At 71.4% G+C, this 20,119-nt stretch carries 15 protein-coding genes and 2 riboswitches; of the genes, 7 read left to right on the top strand and 8 right to left on the bottom strand.

The features are described from left to right. The coding region (locus FHG89_RS12735) for a polysaccharide deacetylase family protein (protein ID WP_139584592.1) at positions 1-744 on the bottom strand (744 nt) is incomplete at its 3' end. Positions 745-1,137: 393 nt separating this feature from the next. Further along, positions 1,138-1,734, bottom strand: a complete 597-nt coding sequence (locus tag FHG89_RS12730) for a hypothetical protein (protein ID WP_244295399.1) — start codon at positions 1,732-1,734, stop codon at positions 1,138-1,140. 252 nt (positions 1,735-1,986) lie between these two features. On the opposite strand from FHG89_RS12730, the gene FHG89_RS12725 reads away from it, so the two are divergent. Further along, positions 1,987-7,593 (top strand): GH92 family glycosyl hydrolase, encoded by a 5,607-nt coding sequence (locus tag FHG89_RS12725; RefSeq protein ID WP_139584591.1) that lies wholly within the window; start codon positions 1,987-1,989, stop codon positions 7,591-7,593. Between the two features lie 201 nt (positions 7,594-7,794). Here FHG89_RS12725 and FHG89_RS12720 read toward each other — a convergent pair whose 3' ends face one another. From FHG89_RS12720 to FHG89_RS12710, 3 genes are read right to left on the bottom strand one after another with little or no spacing between them, the layout of a single operon-like run. Then, positions 7,795-8,388, bottom strand: coding sequence for a histidine phosphatase family protein (locus FHG89_RS12720; RefSeq protein WP_139584590.1), 594 nt, complete (start codon positions 8,386-8,388; stop codon positions 7,795-7,797). After that, the gene (locus FHG89_RS12715; protein WP_244295398.1) at positions 8,385-9,158 is read right to left on the bottom strand and encodes a CbtA family protein; all 774 of its coding nucleotides are present in this window, start codon (positions 9,156-9,158) and stop codon (positions 8,385-8,387) included. Before FHG89_RS12715 ends, FHG89_RS12720 begins: the two co-directional genes overlap by 4 nt. Beyond that, positions 9,149-9,352 (bottom strand): CbtB domain-containing protein, encoded by a 204-nt coding sequence (locus FHG89_RS12710; RefSeq protein WP_139584589.1) that lies wholly within the window; start codon positions 9,350-9,352, stop codon positions 9,149-9,151. The genes FHG89_RS12715 and FHG89_RS12710 overlap by 10 nt, the downstream gene beginning before the upstream one ends. Positions 9,353-9,410: 58 nt before the next feature. Beyond that, positions 9,411-9,489, bottom strand: a riboswitch (cobalamin riboswitch). Positions 9,490-9,770: 281 nt separating this feature from the next. Between FHG89_RS12710 and FHG89_RS12705 the strand changes: the two genes are divergently transcribed. From FHG89_RS12705 to FHG89_RS12685, 5 genes are all read left to right on the top strand, one after another. Beyond that, positions 9,771-10,649: an amidohydrolase family protein gene (locus tag FHG89_RS12705; protein ID WP_139584588.1), complete on the top strand. Its 879-nt coding sequence runs from the start codon at positions 9,771-9,773 to the stop codon at positions 10,647-10,649. Between the two features lie 435 nt (positions 10,650-11,084). After that, positions 11,085-12,092, top strand: a complete 1,008-nt coding sequence (locus FHG89_RS12700; protein ID WP_139584587.1) for an ABC transporter permease — start codon at positions 11,085-11,087, stop codon at positions 12,090-12,092. Positions 12,093-12,132: 40 nt separating this feature from the next. Then, positions 12,133-13,185 carry an ABC transporter substrate-binding protein gene (locus FHG89_RS12695; protein WP_139584586.1) on the top strand — a complete coding sequence of 351 codons (1,053 nt, stop codon included), beginning with the start codon at positions 12,133-12,135 and terminating at the stop codon, positions 13,183-13,185. Then, entirely contained in the window at positions 13,185-13,997 is an 813-nt protein-coding gene (locus FHG89_RS12690; RefSeq protein WP_139584585.1) for an ATP-binding cassette domain-containing protein, read from the top strand. Before FHG89_RS12695 ends, FHG89_RS12690 begins: the two co-directional genes overlap by 1 nt. 34 nt (positions 13,998-14,031) lie before the next feature. Further along, entirely contained in the window at positions 14,032-14,994 is a 963-nt protein-coding gene (locus FHG89_RS12685) for an aldo/keto reductase (protein ID WP_139584584.1), read from the top strand. A 10-nt stretch (positions 14,995-15,004) separates the two neighbouring features. Here the strand turns inward: FHG89_RS12685 and FHG89_RS12680 are convergent, their stop codons facing one another. From FHG89_RS12680 to FHG89_RS12670, 3 genes are all read right to left on the bottom strand, one after another. After that, on the bottom strand, positions 15,005-15,727 hold the full coding sequence (locus FHG89_RS12680; RefSeq protein WP_139584583.1) for a FadR/GntR family transcriptional regulator: 723 nt from the start codon (positions 15,725-15,727) through the stop codon (positions 15,005-15,007). Positions 15,728-15,740: 13 nt separating this feature from the next. Beyond that, the gene (locus FHG89_RS12675; protein WP_139584582.1) at positions 15,741-17,135 is read right to left on the bottom strand and encodes an enolase C-terminal domain-like protein; all 1,395 of its coding nucleotides are present in this window, start codon (positions 17,133-17,135) and stop codon (positions 15,741-15,743) included. A 288-nt stretch (positions 17,136-17,423) separates the two neighbouring features. Further along, positions 17,424-18,524, bottom strand: coding sequence for an ROK family transcriptional regulator (locus FHG89_RS12670; protein ID WP_139584581.1), 1,101 nt, complete (start codon positions 18,522-18,524; stop codon positions 17,424-17,426). Between the two features lie 41 nt (positions 18,525-18,565). Between FHG89_RS12670 and FHG89_RS12665 the strand changes: the two genes are divergently transcribed. Next, the gene (locus tag FHG89_RS12665; protein WP_139584580.1) at positions 18,566-19,792 is read left to right on the top strand and encodes an MFS transporter; all 1,227 of its coding nucleotides are present in this window, start codon (positions 18,566-18,568) and stop codon (positions 19,790-19,792) included. Between the two features lie 75 nt (positions 19,793-19,867). Next, positions 19,868-20,084, top strand: a riboswitch (cobalamin riboswitch). Positions 20,085-20,119: the final 35 nt, after the last annotated feature.

Raw genomic sequence — 20,119 nt, 5'->3', positions numbered from 1 at the left:
GGGCGGTGGGGTGGTGCCGCCGGTGGGCGGGGTGGTGCCGTCGGGCGCGACCGCGCGTCCGGTGGACGGCGAGATCATTCCGGGGCACAGGTTGCGGCTGGTGAGGTTGGCCATGATCTGCGGAATGGCGTCGCGGGTGTTCTGGATCCCGTCGTGCATGAGGATGGCCTGCCCGCTCTGCAGCCGGCTGGCGTTGGACACGATCTGGCTGACGCTGGCGCCGTTCCAGTCCTGGGAGTCGACGTCCCAGATCACCTGCCGCATCCCGAGCGACGAGGCGACGGACTGGAGGGTGCCGTTGGTCTCCCCGTACGGCGGGCGGAACAACTGCGGCCGGCTGCCGGTGGCCGACTGGATCGCCGAGCTCGTCTGGGACAGGTCGGACTGCATCTGCGACTGGCTCATCGAGGTCATGTGCGAGTGGTTCCAGCTGTGGTTGCCGACCCACATGCCGGCGGCCACCTGGGCCTGCGCCGCCGACCTGTTGTTCTGCACGTTCTGCCCGACGTTGAACATCGTTGCCCGGACGCCGTTGGCGCGCAGCACGTTCAGCAGCGCGCTGGTGCTGCCGGTCGGTCCGTCGTCGAAGGTCAGCCCGACGTAACCGTTGCAGGTGGCGGCGCTCGACGGGGTGGCGGTGGCGGCGATGACGACGCCGCAGGTCGCGACGGCGGTGGCGAGGACGGCGAGCGCCGCGCGAAGTCGCTTCAGCCCTCCGACCGTGCCAGCGGAGACTGTGCTCATCTGGTGCCCCTTCGGCCAGGCCGCACGCGCCTGGACATGCGGCGGCGCGCGGCGACAGGTGGGTATGGGTGGGACGGTCGATAGACACCCGACGAGGCTCATCGCATCGACCTGAATAAATCGGAGTATTGCAGCGTGATTTCCGGGGCGTCAACAATTTCCGGAAGCGCTCCGGAAGCATCGGCGTCGGCCTCGGATCGATCGACCGGGTGTTCCGCAGCGGTCGGACCGTGTATCCGGACTGGATGATCAAGCGCTGACGCAGCTATTCGTCAGATGATCCGGAACGCCGTCGAAACTTTCGACGGGCCCCGACACGCGGGTGGCGCGCTGGCCGTCGGCCACCGCGCCACAGTGCTGTCCGGAGTTGTCGATAGTGGACGGTCCGGGTCGTCACCTGAGCCAGGGCAGGCGCCGCACGATGGGCAGCCGGGCCCACACCGTGCCGAGGCCGAGGGTGTCGCCAGCGCCGGTCAGGGCGAGGACGGCGAGGACGGCGGCGTAGATCAGGTGGTCGTCCATGACGGGGTTGTTCTCCGGAGGCAGCACCGCAGTGAACATGAGGACCAGCAGCAGCCCGCCGGCGACCGCGGCGACCCGCATGCCGATGCCGAGGATCAGGGCCGTGCCGATCGCGGCGAGACCGGTCATGAAGAGCCAGTCCGCCCAGGCGGCGCCGGCGAAGCTCTGGTAGACGTCGGCGAAGGGGCCGGCGACGGCGTTGCCGAGGAAGCCCTTGGTGGGGCTGCCGCCGTCGATCCAGCCGTTCCCGGCCTTGGTGGCGAAGCCGAGCCCGAAGACCTTGTCGACGAACGCCCAGAGGAAGATCCAGCCGAGGGCGATGCGCAGGCCGGCGAGGGTGTACCGGGTGGCCTTGCGGGCCGGGGTCTCGGTGGTGGCGAGGACGCTCGCGGGGGCGGTCAGCGGGGTGCCGTTGCGCCCTGTCGTGGTGTGGGGCTGCGCGGTCCGGGGGAGCTGAGTGGCGGTCATGGCGTCCACGTCCTTTCTCGTTCGTCGATGTCGTCCTCATTCCACAGTTCGCAGGCGTCGTCGAGCAGTGCCGCCGTACCGCAGTTGGCGGGACCTTCGGCCCCCCTGTCCCGCCGTCGGCCTGTTTCGCTGCGATCAACCCGTTGACACCGCTGTGCCCGGCCCGGAACCATCAGCGGCAGTCCACCGCTCCCGCCCTCATCGTCACGAGTTCCATGACAACGATGTCAGGCCAACTCCAAAGGAGAGCGCATGCCCCCTGCGCGTTCCCTGTCTCCCCGACTGGTCGCCGCGACAACCGCGCTCCTGCTGCCCGTGGGAGTACTCGTCGCCGCCCCCCTGGCCAGTGCCGCGCCCCCGCCACCGGGTGCCTTCAACTCCTCGTTCGAGTCGACCGATCCCCGCCCCGCCGCGAGCACCGTGGAGGTCGGCGCGAACGGACAGCCGGTCCAGGGCAACCTGAGCGGCACCCCCACCACCCTGCCCGGCAGCCTGCTCGATCAGGTCAGCGCGGTGACCGCGAGCGGTGAGAACGCGCCGAACGAGGTCGCCGCCAACCTCAGCGACGACGACTCGTCGACCAAGTGGCTGGTGTTCGACGAGACCGGCTGGGTGACCTACCGGCTGGCGAAGCCGGCGACGGTGCTGCGGTACTCGCTGACCTCCGCGAACGACGCCCCCGGCCGGGACCCCCGGGACTTCGTCGTGCAGGGGTCGAACGACGGCAGCACCTGGACCGACCTGGACCGGCGGACCGGTCAGACATTCGGCGGACGCTTCGCCACCAAGGTCTACAGCTTCACCAACACCACCGCGTACGGCTACTACCGCCTGAGTGTCACAGCGAACTCCGGTGACACCCTCGTGCAGCTCGCCGACTGGAACATCAGCGACGGCTCCGACGTCCGGCCGCCGGCCACCCCGATGGTCACCGAGGTCGGCGCCGGTCCGGAGGGCGGCTACACCACGAAGCCGGGAGTCGGGTTCACCGGGCTGGGCGCGCTGCGCTACTCCGGTGGCGCGGAGGGCGACGGCCGCTCGTACGGCACCAACCTGCTGTTCGACGTGGACATCCCGGTCGGCCCGACGACCCGGCTGTCCTACAAGGTCTTCCCCGAGTTCACCAACGGCGACGCACGGTACCCGTCCACCTACGCCGCCGTCGACCTGCGCTTCACCGACGGCAGCTACCTGAGCCGGCTCGCGCCCGTCGACCAGCACGGCTACCCGCTCACCGCCGCCGGGCAGGGCGCCTCGAAGGTGCTCTACGCCGACCAGTGGAACGCGGTGCAGGCCGATCTGGGCACTGTCGCGCGGGGCAGGACCATCGACCGCATCCTGCTCGCGTACGACAACCCGCAGGCCGCCGGGGTCACCCGTTTCCAGGGGTGGCTCGACGACCTCGCGGTGACCGCCGCACCGGCGCCGATCGACGGCTCGCGGCTGACCAACTACGTCGACACCCGGCGTGGCACCAACTCCACGGGCGGCTTCTCGCGGGGCAACAACCTGCCGATCACCGCGGTGCCCAACGGCTTCAACTTCTTCACGCCGGTCACCGACGCGACGTCCGACTCGTGGGAGTACGAGTATCACCGGGTCAACAACGCGGAGAACCTGCCCATGTTGCAGGGACTCGCGATCTCCCACGAGCCCAGCCCGTGGATGGGTGACCGGAACCAGATGTCGGTGATGCCGGTCGCCGGCGACCGCCCGCTCACCGGCGCGCCGTCCAGCCGGGCGCTCGCCTTCAGCCACGACGACGAGACGGCGCGGCCGGACCTGTACCGGGTCGCGCTGCGCAACGGCCTGACCGCCGAGATGGCCCCCACCGACCACGCCGGGATCATGCGGTTCACGTTCCCGTCCGGGCAGCCGACCGGCAGCCTCGTGTTCTACAACGGGACGTTCACCATCGGCGCGGACGGCACGTTCACCGGCTGGGTCGACAATGGCAGTGGCCTGTCGGCCGGCCGCAGCCGCATGTTCGTGTCCGGCGCGTTCGACAGGGCGCCGGCGACGACGTCCGCCACGTCCGCGACCTTCGACGTCACCACCGACCGTCAGGTGACGATGCGGATCGCCACGTCGTTCCTCTCCGCCGACCAGGCGCAGCGCAACCGTGACCTGGAGGTCACCGGCGGCAGCTTCGAGCAGATTCAGGCCGCCGCCACGGCGGCGTGGAAGGACCGGCTCGGCCGGGTCGAGGTACGCGGCGCCACCGAGACGCAACTGGTGACGATGTACTCCAACCTGTACCGGCTGAACCTGTACCCGAACTCGCAGTCGGAGAACACCGGCACCGCCACCGCCCCGCGCTGGCAGTACGCGAGCCCGGTGTCGGCGCCGACCGGCACGTCCACCGCCACCCGCACCGGCGCGAAGATCGTCGACGGGCAGATCTACGTCAACAACGGTTTCTGGGACACCTACCGGACCGTGTGGCCCGCCTACGCGCTGCTCTACCCGGACGTGGCGGCCCGGATCGCCGACGGCTTCGTCCAGCACTACCGCGACGGCGGCTGGATCGCCCGGTGGTCGTCGCCCGGCTACGCCGACCTGATGACCGGCACCAGCGCGAACGTGGCCCTCGCCCAGGCGTACCTCACCGGGGTCAAGCTGCCCGACCCGCTCGCGGCGTACGACGCTGCGGTGAAGGACGCGACAGTCGCGTCCGGACGCGGCGCGGTCGGCCGCAAGGGCATCGAGACCTCACTGTTCCTCGGCTACACGCCGACCTCCACCGGAGAGTCGGTGTCGTGGGCGCTGGAGGGCTACATCAACGACTACGGCATCGGCAACATGGCCGCCGCGCTGGCCAAGGACCCGGCCACGCCCAAGTCGGAACGCCAGCGGCTCACCGAGGAGTCGCGGTACTTCCTTGAGCGGGCCCGCAACTACGTGCACCTGTTCGACCCGAAGACGAAGCTCTTCCAGGGCCGCGACGCCGCCGGCACGTTCCTCGCCGGTGACCCGCTGGACTGGGGTGGCGTCTACACCGAGACCAACGGGTGGAACTTCGCCTTCACCGCCCAGCAGGACGGTCGGGGCCTGGCCAACCTGTACGGCGGTCAGAAGGCGCTGCGGGACAAGCTCGACACGTTCTTCGCCACCCCGGAGAACGCCGACCGCCCCGGCGGGTACGGCGGGATCATCCACGAGATGCTCGAGGCGCGGGCCGTGCGGATGGGTCAGCTCGGCATGAGCAACCAGCCGTCGCACCACATCCCGTACATGTACGACGTCGCCGGTGCCCCGGCGCAGACGCAGTCCGTCGTGCGGGAGCTCCTGCGCCGGCTCTACGTGGGCAGCGAGATCGGCCAGGGCTACCTGGGTGACGAGGACAACGGCGAGATGTCGGCGTGGTACGTCCTCAGCTCGCTGGGCATCTACCCGTTGCAGGCGGGCTCGTCGCAGTGGGCCATCGGCTCGCCGCAGTTCACCAGGATGACCGTGCGTCGCCCGACAGGTGACATCGTGGTCAACGCGCCGAACAACAGCACCAGGAACGTGTACGTGCAGGGCGTGACGGTCAACGGCAAGAAGCAGCGCGCCGTCTCCCTGGACGTGTCCACGCTCGCCCGGGGCGGCACCGTCGACTTCCAGATGGGCCCCAACCCGTCGTCCTGGGGCAGCGGGAAGAACGACGCCCCTCCGTCGCTGACCAAGGGCGACGCGGCGCCGAAGCCGTTGCAGGACACCACCGGCCCCGGCCTCGGCACCGCGACCGCGACCGGTGGGCAGGACGCGGCGAAGCTGTTCGACGACTCGTCGACCACGCAGCTGACCTTCGCCTCCGCGACCCCGCAGATCAGCTGGGCGTTCCGTGGCGGACGGCAGAAGCCGACGTCCTACACCATCACGTCCGGGGCGAGCGCCGGTGATCCGGCGGACTGGCGCCTTCAGGGCTCCAACGACGGCATCACCTGGAGCACCGTCGACTCCCGCAGCGGCCAGGTGTTCCGGTGGCGTAACCAGACCCGCCCGTACACGATCGACAGGCCGGGACGGTTCGCGCAGTTCCGGCTCGCCGTGACGAGGACCGTCGGCGGCGCGCAGACGAACCTCGCCGAGATCGAGCTGCTCGCCGGGGGCGACCTCGACCTGTCCGGCGGCGACGTCGCGGTGACCGCGGCGGACGACGTGCGGGCGACGTCCGGCGTGCCGGTCTCGGTGCCGCTGGCCACCGTCACCGGTGGCACCGCCAGCGGCTACCAGGCCACCATCGACTGGGGTGACGGCACGCCGGTCACCGAGGGCACCGTGACGCCCAGCTCCCGGGCCGTCTACCGGATCGGCGGATCACACACCTACACCACGCCGGGCTACCACCAGGCGAGCGTCACGGTGACCGACGGCGCCAGCCAGAGTTCCGCGACTGTCGGCGTCGAGGTGGCGTACGTCCCGAGTTCCGGCCTGACCGCCGCGTTCGACAGCGTCTGCGTGGGCGACGAGGGGGTCCTCGCGGCGGACTGCGACGCCAAGTCGTGGGCGTACTCGCGGGCCGCCCTGGCGGCGGCCGGCGTGACCCAGGGTGAGCGGCAGCAGGTGCCGGGCACCGAGCTGCGGTTCACGCTGCCGGTGATCCCGCCGGGGCAGCCGGACAACGCCACGGGCAACGGCGCGACGATCGCCCTCGACCTGCCGGCCGACACCCGGACCATCTCGTTCATCGGCGCCGGCACGCAGGGCAACCAGAGCACCACCGGCACGGCGACGTTCAGCGATGGCAGCACCGCCAGCATCCCGATCCAGATGAGTGACTGGACGTTGGGCGGCAACCCCAACGGCACCCCGTCGTACGACAACATCGTCGTCGCCAGGTCGGCGTACCGACTCAGTGGCACGAGCCGGGACGGCGCCCAGCCGTTCCTGTTCGCCACCGCGCCGTACCAGCTCCCACAGGGCAGGACGCTGGTCTCGGTGACCCTGCCGACGCAGACCGGCGACCCGCGCTCGGCGGGCCGGATCCACGTGTTCGCCGTCGCCGACGACGGCACGCCGGCCGCCGCCCTGGCGACCGTCGCGCCGAACGACCAGACGGCCACTGCAGGGCAGGCCCTGGCGGCGAAACTCGGCGCGGTGACCGGCGGCGTTCCCGGCACCGCCGGCTACCGGGCCCGGGTGCAGTGGGGTGACGGCACGGTTCCGGACGACGTGAGCGTCGACGCGTCCGGTGCGATGACCGGTCAGCACACCTTCGCGCGGGAGGGCACCTACACGGTGCGCGTCACGGCGTGGGACACGCGGTCGAGCGGCACCGCGAGCTTCACCGTGACAGTGGCCCGTGGCGGGGCGCAGCCGGCGATCGCGCTGGCCGCGTCCGCGACGGTCAGCACCGGGGACGCGATCACCGTCGACGGCAGCGGCTTCGCCGCCGGCGAGCAGGTGACCGTCAGCGTCGGGACCGACCCGTCGCGGAGCACGAAGGTCGCGGCCTCGGCGTCGGGCAGGGTACGAGTGTCGGTGCCGACGTCCGGTGACGCGCTGCCGGGTCGCTACGCGGTGACGGCCACCGGCGCGTCCTCGCGCACACCGGCGACGGCGACCGTCCAGGTCACCGGGGAGGCGCAGGCGCCGCCCTACCGGCCGCGGGTGGCGCTGCTGAGCACGTCCGGCCCGCGCGGCGCGTCGATCACTGTCGACGGTTCCGGGTTCGCCCCGAACGAGGCGGTCACCGTCACGTTCGGCGACGGCCTCGCGGTCAGCACCGTCCGCGCGAACGGTGACGGTGTGCTCGCCGGCGCGACGGTCAGTGTCCCGGGTGCGGCGAAGGCGGGCGCGACAGGTGTCACGCTCACCGGCGCGACGTCGGCGACGACGGTGTCCCGACCGTTCACCGTCACCGCCGCGAGGTGAGCCGCAGGTAGCGCAGCCGCGTCGGGCGGGCCGTGACCGCGGCCCGCCCGACGCGGGCGCGACGGGAGAGCCCGTGCCGCCCGGCAGTGGTCAGCGCGGCGGCGGCAGCGCGTTGACCAGAGTGTCGTCTCTCGCCCGCATCCGGCCGTGGCCATCGTCGCCGATGGTCACGGCCGGTCGCCGTTCGCGGGACGGTCAGGGTCAGGTGGAGCGGGCGGCCAGTCGCAGGTGCCATCGCGAGCCGTGGTCGGTGAGTCGGACGATCGCCAGCGGCTCGACGTCCACCTGCCGGTACGTCGCCACCGGCAGCCCGAGGGCGTGCACGACAGCGACCCGGATGACGAGCGGGTGGGTGACCGCGGTGATCCGCTGCCCGCGCCCGCGTTGCCCGTCCAACCAGCGGCCGACCCGCTCCCGCAGCGCGACGACGGACTCGCCACCGTGGGGCGCCGTCTCCGGAGCCGACAACCACTCGCGCAGCGCCCGGGGCTGATCGGCGGCGACCTCGTCGAGGGACCGGCCGGTCCAGTCGCCGTAGTCGCAGTCGCCCAGCGCGGCCTCGACGGTGGGGGCCAGGCCGAGCGCGCCGGCGGTCTGGATGGCCGCGACCGCCGGACTGGACAGACAGACGTCGGTGACGCCCAGGTGCCCCCGCCCACTGGTCTCAGCGGGGGCCAGGGCGAGAGCGGCCCGTAGGCCGCCCTCGTCCAGGCCGTCGTCTGTGCCGCCGAAGCGGGCCCGCCGTTGGGCGGCGGTGTGACCGTGTGCGACCAGCCGCAGGCTGGTGGCGGTCACCCGGTCGGCGCCGCGCCCGTGGCCCGGCGGTGGCCGTGCTGCATCAGGGCCGCGAACAGCAGGCCGATCCCGGTCCAGAGCACCACCTGGGTGCCGAGCGAGGCCAGCCGAAAGTCCCACAGCAGGGTTGCGGGGAAGTCGGCAGGGACCTCCTGGAAGGACGGCATCACCACATACGACACGACGGCGACCAGCAGGAATCCACCGACGGCCGCGGCGGCGCGCAGCCCCGACGGCGCCTCGGAACCGACCGCCCGGTAGCCCAACGAACCCGCCCAGACCGCCACCAGGCCGAGCGCCACCATCAGCAGGTAGGTGACCGTGCGCTGGTTGATGGTCGCCGGGTCACCGACCGCCGGTGGGTTCGCGGGATACTTGAGGAACGGCACGACGACCGCGCCGAGCAGCGCCGCGCCGGCCAGCGGCAGCCCCGAGCGGCCGTCGTCGTGGTCGCGCCGACGGCGGGCCAGCAGGACGTACGCGGTGGCCAGCAGACCACCCATCGCGGCGCCGAACAGGCCGGTGGCCAGGAACAGGCCGCCGCGCTGACCGTTCCGGCCGACCAGGGCGTCCTCGTGATCGTGCCCGCCGGCCGCCGGTTCGGCGTGCGCCGCTGCCGCCTCCTCGATCGCGATGGCCGCCTCGACGTGCGGTTCACCGACGACGTACGCGAACACCCCCGCGAGCAGGCCGGCCACCAGCCCGGCGAGCAGGCCGCGGACGAGGACGGTGACGAACGGGGGAGCGGTGGTGGTCGTGGTCAGTGGCACGGAACGCCCAGCAGGTGCCGGCCGTCGTGCATGAGCTCGTGCAGGAACATGCCACTGCGCGAGACGGCGCCCTGGTCGAAGGCGACGAGGTAGGCCAGCAGGGCGAGCGCGGCGACTGTCGCCAGGACCATCCACAACAGACGCGCGGTGCCAGCGGGAGAAACCAACGGCTGGCTGGACGTGGAACTGGACATGAATACACGAACCTCCCCAGGGATGACGCGTCCCCATCGCAAGGCTGCGGACGACCGAGCGTCCTGGCTCGCGGCCTCCGGTGACGCTGGAGGACCGCTCACAGTGGCGCGACCGCGCCGGATTCACACCGGCTTCCCTCGCGTCGCCGCAGATAGTGGGTCGACGGTATCGGTGCCGCCCCGGGCGGTCAACCCGCCCCCGAGAGCCAGGCCGCGCCGACCGGGAAGGTGCCTCGTCCAGGCGGACGGTCGGTCGACATTCGTCCTACCAAATCACCCGTCGGCACGGTGCCCATTGGACCGTCGGCCGGTGGAGGGGCACAAAGGTATGATGCTTGCCGGGCATCTGTTATCGCTAACATGGGCCAACCGAGCGAGCGAGGTCTGGGTTGAACGTGAGTGCGCCAGGACGGGGCCGATGACTCCCGACGAGCCGGTCCAGCGACCGGGCGTCGTCGACGCGCACCACCACCTCTGGGTCCGGGCGCGGCACCCGCAGCCCTGGATCGACCCGGACACCATGGCCGCGATCGACGCCGACTTCACCCCGGTGGATCTCGCCCCGGTCGCGCACGCCGCCGGAGTCACCCAGACCGTCGTCGTGCAGTCCGTCGCGACCCGGACCGAGACGCCCGAGCTGCTGGGCATCGCGGCCGACGATCCCCTCATCACCGGGGTCGTCGGCTGGGTCGACCTCACCGCCGCCGACGTCGCCGACCGTCTCGACCGGCTCCGGGCGGGCCGTGGCGGGGAACGCCTTGTCGGGATCCGCCACCTCGTGCAGTCCGAACCCGATCCGACGTATCTCGACCGCCCGGACGTCCGCCGGGGCATCGCGGCGGTGGGCGCCGCCGGCCTCACCTTCGACCTGCTGGTACGCGACCACCAGTTGCCTGCCGCCGTCCGGCTCGTGCGGGACCTGCCCGAGACGCGGTTCGTCCTGGACCATCTCGGGAAGCCCGCGCTGGGTCATGGCGACCTCGGCGACTGGCCCCGCGGCCTGCGCGCGCTCGCCGCCGAGCCCAACACGGCGGCGAAGCTCTCCGGCCTGGTGACCGAGGTGGACGGACCGTCCTGGACGACTGACGATCTGCGACCCGCCGTCGAGCACGCGCTCGACGTGTTCGGGCCGGACCGGCTGATGTTCGGTTCGGACTGGCCGGTGTGCCTGCTCGCCTCCTCGTACCTCCGCTGGATCGAGGCCCTCACCGACCTGCTGGAGCCGCTCGGCGACGACGAGCGGGCGGCGATCTGGCGACGGACCGCCCGCCGCGCGTACCGGCTGCCGACGTCGTGACACGGCGGATCTCGCGGCCCGCCGCGAGATCCGCCGCTCTTCCGCCCTCCGGCGGTCGCGTCGGGTGCGCCACGCCCCGGCGGCCCCGTCCTCGACGTCACGCCAGGGCATAGCGGTTTGTCGATAGCATGCTCTGGCTGGGCGGCGGTTCCGCTGTGGACCGTGGCCATTGTGGCGTGTGCCGGTTTGATCAGACGTATGCCGCTCGTGGATCGCATAACGAAGCCAAACATGGCGGTAAGACCTTGGCAACATACGTGAATGCATGGCATGGTAACGCCTGATCGATGGAAACATCCGACCTATCTCGACGGGTGATCCGGGCTGCCGCTCGTGCTCTCCCCTGCGGGGTGGCTCGGTTTCTGACAAGCGCCCCGCTCACCGGCGGTGATCCGTCGGGTGCCGGCGCCACGGTTGGGGAGGTCAGATCCGACGATGAGTACCGTCGAGGCAACCGCCGGCAAGCAGAGCGGCGAGCTCAGCGACTGGTTGCGGGAACGGCTCTCCCACGCCGTCTCCGAGTTCACCGCCGCCACCGCGCTCGTCGTCCTGTTCATCGCGCTGAGCGTCGCCAGTCCCTACTTCCTGACGGCGGACAACCTGTTCAACATCGGGGCGCAGACGGCGGTGATCGCCATCATCGCCGCCGCGCAGACGATGGTCATCATCACCAAGGGCATCGACCTGTCGGTGGGGTCGGTCGCCGCGCTCGCCGGCGTCGTCGGCGCGATGGTCGTGCGTGACCTCGGCTTCCCGCTCTGGGCCGCGACGGCGGTCGCGATCGGCGTCGGCGCGCTGGCCGGGCTGGTGAACGGGCTGCTGATCACCGTGGCCCGGATTCCGCCGTTCATCGCGACGCTGGGATCGATGTCGGTCGGTCGCGGCCTGGTCTTCATCATCACCGGTGCGGTCGGCGTGTACGGCCTGCCCCGGTCCTTCCAACTGCTGGGCAACGGCGAGATCATCGGCATCCCGTTCGCGGTGGTGATCACCGCGCTCGTGGCGGTCGGGGTCGCCTTCCTGCTCTCCCAGACCCGCTTCGGCCAGTACACCTACGCGATGGGTTCCAACCTGGAGGCGGCCCGCCGCTCGGGCATCCGGGTGGGTCGGTACCTCACCGGGGTGTACGTGCTGGCGGGCGTGCTGGTCGGGCTCGGCGGCATGATCGCCGCCTCCCGCGTCAACTCCGGTCAACCCAACTACGGCATCTCGCTGGAGCTCGACGTCATCGCCGCCGCGGTCATCGGCGGCGCCAGCCTGTTCGGCGGGCAGGGCCGGATCGTCGGGACCATCATCGGCGCGTTCCTCATCGCCCTGGTGCGCAACGGCGCCGTCCTGCTCGACATCAGCATCCACTACCAGCAGGTGATCGTCGGCCTGATCATCTGGGCCGCCGTCTACTTCGACCAGTACCGCCGCCGGCGGCTGGAATCACGGGGTTGACATGCCATTTCGAGAGTCCGAACGAGGAAGGACACACACCATGGCACACACCACCACCAGCCGGCGGGTCCGAGGCCGACTCCTGCGTACCCGGGCCGTGCTGGCCGCCGCCGCGGCGACCGCGCTGCTCAGCGCCTGCGGCGGGGTCGAGGTCCGCGACGGAGGCGACGGCGCGACCAAGGACGCGGCCGGGCCACTGAAGCTCGCCGTGGTGCCCAAGGCCGTCGGGGCCGACTACTGGAACACGGTCAAGGCGGGTGCCGAATGCGCGGCCCAGCGCGCCGGCAACGTCACCGTCCAGTGGGACGGGGTGACCACCGAGACCGACGTCGAGGGGCAGGTCAACCTGATCCAGAACTTCGTCACCAAGAAGGTCGACGGGATCGTCTACGCGGCCACCGACTCCCGGGCGTTGGCGCCGGCGACCGACCAGGCGCTCGGCGCCGACATCCCGGTCGCGATGATCGACTCCGGCACCAGCCCGCAGCCGGCGGAGGTGCCGCTCTTCGCCACCGACAACAAGGCGTCGGCCGTCGAGGCCGCGAAGTTGCTCGCCACCGAACTCGGCCCCGGCAACCACGACGTGGCGCTTGTCGAGTTCCAGCCCGGGTCGCAGACCAACACCGAGCGGGTCGAGGGTTTCAAGGCCGGCCTCGCCCAGTTCCCCAACCTCAAGCTGGTCGGCCAGCAGCCCAGCCGCAGCGACGTCAACGAGGCGCGGCGGGTCACCGAGAACATCCTCACCGCCAACCCCAACCTCGCCGGCATCTTCGCGGCCAACGAGCCGAGCGTGCTCGGCGCCGCGCAGGCCATCCAGGCCGCGGGCAAGTCCGGCAAGGTGGTCATCATCGGCTGGGACGCCGCTCCCGACGAGGTCGCCGGGCTGCGCAACGGCCAGATCTCGGCGCTGGTCGTGCAGAACCCCTTCAAGATGGGCTACTTCGGCGTCGACAAGATGGTCAAGCACCTGCGGGACAAGGCGCCGCTGGCGTCGGCCGACACCGGCGTCACGTTCGTCACCAAGGAGAACATCGACTCGCCGGAGATCAAGGCGGTGCTCGAACCCAGCTGCGCGAACCCTCCGGTGCAGTGATGGCCACGACTCCGACGGCCGTCACCGAGGCCGACGAACGGCCGCCGGCCGGGGAACCGCCGGTCCTGGAGGCCCGCGGCATCGTCAAGCGCTTCGGGCACGTGGAGGCGCTGCGCGGCGCCGACTTCACGGTTCACCGGGGCGAGGTCGTGGCGCTGATCGGTGACAACGGCGCCGGCAAGAGCACGCTGATCAAGACGCTGTCCGGTGTGCACCCGCCCGACGAGGGCGAGATCCGGGTGGGTGGTCGTCCGGTGCGGTTCTCGACCCCTGTCGACGCGCGTTGCGCCGGGGTGGAGACCGTCTACCAGGATCTCGCCGTCGCCGACGACCTCAGCGTGGCGGCCAACCTGTACCTGGGTCGGGAGATCCTGCGCTCCGGGCCCCTCGGGCGGCTCGGCCTGCTCGACAAGCGGGCCATGCGGCAGGGCGCCACCGCGGCCCTGGACGAGCTGGGCGTACGGATTCCCCGGGTCACCACCCCGATCGCCATGCTCTCCGGTGGGCAGCGGCAGTGTGTGGCGGTGGCCCGGGCGATCATCTGGGCGACGAACGTGGTCATCCTCGACGAGCCCACCGCGGCGCTCGGGGTCGTCCAGACCGGACGGGTGCTCGACGTCGTCCGGCGGGCGCGTGACGCCGGCATGTCGGTCGTGCTGGTGAGTCACAACATGCCCCAGGTGCTGGAGATCGCCGACCGGGTCGAGGTGCTGCGACTGGGCCGGCGGGCCGCCCGGCTGCGCGCCGACGAGGTCACCACCGACGACCTGGTCGCGGCGATGACCGGGAGCGCCGAACGGGAGGATCGGTGACCGCGGTCGTGGCCGACGGCGGCGGGGTCAGCCGGTGACGGGTCGTACGCCCCACCTCACCGCGCTGGGCTTCGGCGCCGCGCAGGGTGGCAATCTCTACCGGGCGACGTCCGACGAGGACTTCGCCGCGGCGGTGGACACCGCGTGGAACGGCGGCATCCGGTACTTCGACACGGCGCCGCACTACGGGCTCGGCCTGTCCGAGCGGCGCCTGGGGGAGGCTCTGCGTTCCCGACCGCGCGACGAGTACGTGGTGTCGACGAAGGTCGGCCGGCTGCTGGTGCCGTCGCCCGAGACCGCGCACCTGCGGGATCCGGAGGGGTTCGCGGTGCCGGCCGACCACCGGCGGGTCTGGGACTTCAGCCGCGACGGCGTACGCCGGTCGTTGGAGGCGAGCCTTCGGCGTACCGGACTGGACCGGATCGACATCGTGTACCTGCACGACCCGGACGAGCACTGGGAGCAGGCGGCGCACGAGGCGGTGCCGGCGTTGGTGCGGCTGCGTGAGCAGGGGGTGATCGGCGCGATCGGCGCCGGGATGAACCAGTCCGCGATGCTTGCCCGTTTCGTGGCGGAGACGGACGTCGACGTGGTGATGTGCGCCGGCCGGTTCACCCTGCTGGAGCAGGGCGCGTTGGTCGACCTGCTGCCCGTCGCGCGGGCCCGCCGCGTCGGTGTGGTGATCGCCGGGGTCTACAACTCCGGATTGCTGGCCCGGGACACCCCGCCGTCCGACGCGGTCTACAACTACCAGCAGGCCCCGGCGGAGGTGATCGAGCAGGCCCGGCGGACAGCGCGGGTGTGCCAGTCGTACGGCGTCACGCTGCCCGAGGCGGCGTTGGCGTTCGTCCGCCGGCATCCGGCCGTGGTCTCGACAGTGGTCGGCATGCGCGACGAGGCGCAGGTGACCGAGACGCTGCGCCGCTCGGCCGCCGAGGTGCCCGATCAGCTCTGGACGGTGCTGTACGAGGAGGGGCTGCTCGACGTGCGGTCGTGAGGGTGGGCGGTCACGGCCCGGCGGCCTCGCCGTTGGTGTCGGCGTCGTCGGGCAGCTCCTGCAACGACTCCTCCACCCCGATCAGGTGGTTGGCCATCCGGGTGCGGGCGCGTTCGGGGTCGCGTGCCACCAGGGCCTTGAGGATCGCGACGTGCTCGTCGTGGGTACGCCGGTCGGCGCCCTCCTCGTGCAGGCTGCGCCAGAGCCGACCGCGCAGGGTGCGCCCCGCGAACGCCTCGATCAGGCCGACGAGCACCGGATTGTCGGCGTGCACCGCGATGATCCGGTGGAAGGCGATGTCGATTTCCATGATGCGTTCGTGGTCCTGCGGCGATCGGCCGGCGATCCGGGCCGCCTCGTCGAGCAGTTCCCCCGCCTGGGCGAGGGCCTCGTCGGTGATCCTGGTCGCCGCCAACCGGGCGGCCTCGCACTCCAGCAGGCGCCGGACGGTGTGGATGTGCCGCGGGTCGCCCTGGCCCTGGAAGTCCACGACGAAGCCCATCGGCGCCAGCAGCTGCGGCGCGTCCAGGTTGGTGATGTAGGTGCCGTCGCCCTGCCGGATGTTGACGATGCCGAGGATCGACAGGGCCGACATCCCCTCGCGCAACGAGCCCCGTGAGACGCCGAGCGACTCGGCGAGGTCCTTCTCGATGGGCAGCCGATCCCCGGGCTTGAACGTCCCTTCGAGGATCATCCGCTTGATGCCGTTCACCACTTCGTCGGTGCGGGACACGACGCGACACCCCCTAGCGGCCGGCGGGGGTGGCCGTCCCACCCGCGATGACGTACGGCTCCGGAGATGACACGGTAGCCGGGTCCGTCGCCGTCCAGTAGTGGCCGTCGGGGAACCGGTACAGCGCGATCGACTCGGGACGCATCCGGGTGGAGTAGCCGGGCTGCCCGGGCAGGACGTAACCGCTGCCCGACCCGGTGTCCCGCACGACGCACGGGTCGGTGAAGTGCTCGTGCAGGTGGTCGACGAACTCGGTGACCCGGCCGGTGAGATTTCCGGAGACCGCGACGTAGTCGAGCACCGAGACGTGCTGGACCATCTCGCACAGGCCGACGCCTCCGGCGTGCGGGCACACGGGGACGCCGAACTTCGCGGCGAGGAGCAGCACGGCGACGATCTCGTTGATGCTGGCCAGCCGGCCGGTGTCCAGCTGGCAGAAGTCGATGGCGCCGGCCTGGAACAGCTGCTTGAACATCACCCGGTTGTGGCAGTGCTCGCCGGTGGCGACCCCGATGGGCGCGACGGCGCGACGGATGGCCGCGTGGCCGAGGATGTCGTCGGGGCTGGTGGGTTCCTCGATCCACAGCGGGTTGAACCGGGCGAGAGCGGTGACCCACTCGATGGCCTGACCGACGTCCCACACCTGGTTGGCGTCGATCATGAGGTGGCGGTGCGGACCGAGGATCTCCCGGGCGATGGTGCACCGGCGGATGTCGTCGTCGAGGTTGGCGCCCACCTTGAGCTTGACGTACCCGTAGCCGGTGTCCACCGCCTCCTGGCACAGCCGGCGCAGCTTGTCGTCGCCGTAGCCGAGCCAGCCTGCCGAGGTGGTGTAGGCGGGGTAGCCGGTCCGGTCGAGCTCGGCGAGGCGGTCGGCCTTGGTGCTCTCCTTGGCGCGCAGGATCGCGAGCGCCTCGTCCCGGGTCAGCGCGTCGGACAGGTAGCGCAGGTCCGCGATGTCGACGAGCTGCTCGGGGGACATGTCGACGAGCAGGCGCCACAGCGGTTTGGCGGCGAGCCGGGCCACCAGATCCCAGGAGGCGTTCAACACGGCGGCGAGGGAGAGGTGGACGACGCCCTTCTCCGGGCCGAGCCAGCGCAGCTGCGAGTCGGAGGTGAGCAGGCGGTAGACCGCCCCCATGTCCGCCGCCATCGTCGCCACGTCCAGGCCGACCAGGCGCTGGGCCTGGTGGACCGCCGCGGCGGCGACGATGTCGTTGCCGCGCCCGATGGTGAAGGTCAGCCCGTGACCGGCGAGCGGTGCACCTGTGCTGTCCACGCCGTCGGTGTGCAGGACGACGTAGGCCGCCGAGTAGTCACCGTCCTTGTTCATGGCGTCGGAGCCGTCAGCGGTCAGGGAGGTGGGGAAGCGGACGTCCTCGACGGTGACGGCAGTGATCTGCGGCATGCGCTCCTCGCCCGGCTACGAAAGATCGGATGATGGCTGGGAGTGTACGGAGGGTCGATCAGGCCCGTCAACGATGTCGATCGACGTATGGGTTCAGACATCCGATGTTTTCCCGGCTCGGCCTCGACAGGTGCGGGAGCTTTCTCGCACGTGGGGACGCAGTGCCAATCGCTGGACGTCGACGTTCTGTCGACATGAAGATTGGATGTTCCTACGGGCCGGTCGTCGGGCCCACAGATCACCGGCGGGCTTCGTTGCGTCCTCTGACCCGATACATCACACCTTTTGTCAGCCCTGACGCGGGACGAGACCCGGTACGCCGTACTGCCGGTCGAGGACCTGCATGGCCGCGCCCGCGGCGATCACGTCCGCGCCCAGGCTGGAGAGGGCGACGTCGGTGACGAGCCAGTCCGCGCGCGGCACCTCGGTGTGCACGGCCTCCTCGACCGCCGCGAGGTAGGCCCGCTGGTGCCGCAGGAGGTCGGCGCCCGCCAGCACCACGTGGGCGAGGTCGAGGGTCTGGAGCAGGTTGACCACGCCGACGGCCAGGACCCGGGCGGCCCGTGCGATGTCTCCGGCCTCGGCGGCCCGGTTGTGCACGACCTCCAGACACCCGTGGCGTCCACACACGCAGCGCGGCCCGTCGAGGTCGACGACGGTGTGGCCGAACTCGCCGGCGTTGGTGTGCGCGCCCCGGTGGGCCGTGCCGCCCAGCCAGAAGCCGCCACCGATGCCGGACTCGACCATGATCAGGACCGCGTCGCCGAACCTCCCGCCGCGCCGCCACGCCTCGGCCGTGACGCCCGCGGTGACGTCCTTGTCCAGGTGGACCGGCAGCCCCAGGTGGGCCTCCGCGAGCTCGCGCAGCGGTACGTCGTGCCAGTGCCGCAGGCCGTGGGCGTCGCGGACCAGGCCGTTCCCGTGGTCCAGTGGGCCGATCATGCCGATGCCGACGCCGGTGAGCCGGCCCCGCGGCTCCCAGTCCGCGGTGATCGCGTCGATGCCGTCGCGCAGGGCGTGCAGAAGGTGTTCCGGGGTGAAGTCGCGGGGGAGCGGGCTGACCGCTGAGTGGTGCACCCTGCCGGCCAGGTCGACAAGCGCCAGCCGCAGCGTGCGCCGGGCGACGTGGGCGCCGATGGCGTACCGGCTGTCGGGGACCAGTTCGTAGACGACGGCGGGCTTGCCGATGCCCGGACGGCGTACGCCTGCGGACCGGATCAGCCCGTCGGCGGTCAGGCGGGCGATGACCTTGGAGACCGCCTGCGGGGTCAGGCCGGTGGCGGTGACGACTGTCGACCGCTCGAACGTCGGCACGGTACGCCCCACCGCCATGACCAGTGCCTGGTTGTAGCCGCGCAGGAACGTCACGTCGGCTGTGGTGCGCGTCATCTCACCACCCTATTACGCAACGCTGTTGCTAAATTTTTCCGGTGGATGGACTGAGCAGAAATCGACGCCTCGCGGCGGTGGCCGCCCTGGCCCTGGGCGGCGTGGCGGTCGGCCTGACCGAGTTCGTGGCGATGGGCCTGCTGCCCGACATCGCGCGGGGACTGCTCCCGCACCAGTACGCCCAGTCGCCGTCCGACGCGGTGGCCCGGGCCGGCTGGATGATCACCGCGTACGCGCTCGGGGTGGTCGTGGGCGCCCCGCTGATAGCCGCGCTGAGCGCACGCCTGCCCCGCAAGAAGCTGGTGCTCGGGCTGCTCGTCCTCTTCGCCGTCGGGACCGTCGCGTCGGCGACCGCGCCGACGTTCGACCTGGTGCTTGTCGCGCGGTTCGTCGCGGCGCTGCCGCACGGCGCGTACTTCGGGGCGGCCGGTCTGCTCGCGGCGGCCCTGCTGGGCCCCGGCAACGAGGCTCGCGGTTTCGCCGCCGTGCTCAGCGGGTTGACCGTGAGCAACGTGGTAGGCGTGCCCCTGATCACCCGGCTCGGGCAGGAGGCCGGCTGGCGTACCGCGTACCTGGTCATCGCGGGGGTCTTCCTGCTCACCCTGCTGGCGGTCCTGGCGGTCGTCCCCGAGGTCGCCGCGGCGGTGGAGGGCTCGCCGGCCGCCGAGCTGCGGGCCCTGCGGACCCGGCAGGTGTGGCTCGTCGCGGCCATCGGGGCGGTCGGGTTCGCCGGCTTCTTCGCGGTCGACACGTACATCGCTCCGGTCACCACCGACGTCGCCGGTCTCGCCGCCGCGACGGTGCCGTGGGCGCTCGTCGCGGTGGGCCTGGGCATGACCGTCGGCAACGCGCTCGGCGGCTGGCTCGCGGACCGGGACCTGCGCCGCAGCATGATCGTCGGCTTCGTCGCGATGATCGTGAGCATCACCGTCTTCGGCCTCGTCGCGGCGAACCCCGTCGGCCTGTTCGTGGGGGCGTTCCTGGTCGGCGCGACGAGCCTCTACCTCGGGCCGGTCCTTCAGGCGCGCCTCATCACGGTCGCCCCGGGCGCCCAACTCATGGGCGCGGCCATGAACCAGTCGGCGATGAACGTCGCGAACAGTCTCGGCGCGGCCCTGGGCAGTGTCGCCATCGCCGCCGGATTCGGCTACCTCGCACCGGCGTGGGTCGGCGTGCTCCTGGCCGTGCTCGGGTTGGGCCTGGCCGGTGTCAGTTTCACAGTCGAGCGCCGCTCGCGCACCCCCGAGCCGGTCTCCGTCGGAGGCTGAACGCCGGCCGTGACGGCCGTCACCGACACGCCCGACACCGAGATGTGGGGTGTGACAACCACGGCGTCCCTATATATGGTGTCGAGCGCAGCTGGTTCGGCCGCTCATCCAGAGCGGCCGAGGCAAGAGGGAACCCGGTGAAAATCCGGGACTGTCCCGCAGCGGTGAGTGGGAACGACAGCCGTCATCAGCACTGGGCCACCAAGCGGCCTGGGAAGCGACGGCCAGTAGGAGACCGGCGTGACCGGTCGCGCCCGCGAGTCCGAAGACCTGCCAGCGCGCCGTACGCCCGCACCCGGGCGAACGGCGGTCCGAGGCCGCGTGGGA

The sequence above is a fragment of the Micromonospora orduensis genome, assembly GCF_006228125.1.
In the GTDB taxonomy this organism is placed as follows: domain Bacteria; phylum Actinomycetota; class Actinomycetes; order Mycobacteriales; family Micromonosporaceae; genus Micromonospora; species Micromonospora orduensis.
This window is presented reverse-complemented; position numbering and strand designations above follow the sequence as displayed.

What these genes read in the sequence shown, in the direction of transcription:
- FHG89_RS12730 (WP_244295399.1), bottom strand. Translation starts at nt 1,734, where the DNA reads ATGACCGCCACTCAGCTCCCCCGGACCGCGCAGCCCCACACCACGACA.
- FHG89_RS12725 (WP_139584591.1), top strand. Translation starts at nt 1,987, where the DNA reads ATGCCCCCTGCGCGTTCCCTGTCTCCCCGACTGGTCGCCGCGACAACC.
- FHG89_RS12710 (WP_139584589.1), bottom strand. Translation starts at nt 9,352, where the DNA reads ATGTCCAGTTCCACGTCCAGCCAGCCGTTGGTTTCTCCCGCTGGCACC.
- FHG89_RS12705 (WP_139584588.1), top strand. Translation starts at nt 9,771, where the DNA reads ATGACTCCCGACGAGCCGGTCCAGCGACCGGGCGTCGTCGACGCGCAC.
- FHG89_RS12700 (WP_139584587.1), top strand. Translation starts at nt 11,085, where the DNA reads ATGAGTACCGTCGAGGCAACCGCCGGCAAGCAGAGCGGCGAGCTCAGC.
- FHG89_RS12695 (WP_139584586.1), top strand. Translation starts at nt 12,133, where the DNA reads ATGGCACACACCACCACCAGCCGGCGGGTCCGAGGCCGACTCCTGCGT.
- FHG89_RS12690 (WP_139584585.1), top strand. Translation starts at nt 13,185, where the DNA reads ATGGCCACGACTCCGACGGCCGTCACCGAGGCCGACGAACGGCCGCCG.
- FHG89_RS12675 (WP_139584582.1), bottom strand. Translation starts at nt 17,135, where the DNA reads ATGCCGCAGATCACTGCCGTCACCGTCGAGGACGTCCGCTTCCCCACC.
- FHG89_RS12670 (WP_139584581.1), bottom strand. Translation starts at nt 18,524, where the DNA reads ATGACGCGCACCACAGCCGACGTGACGTTCCTGCGCGGCTACAACCAG.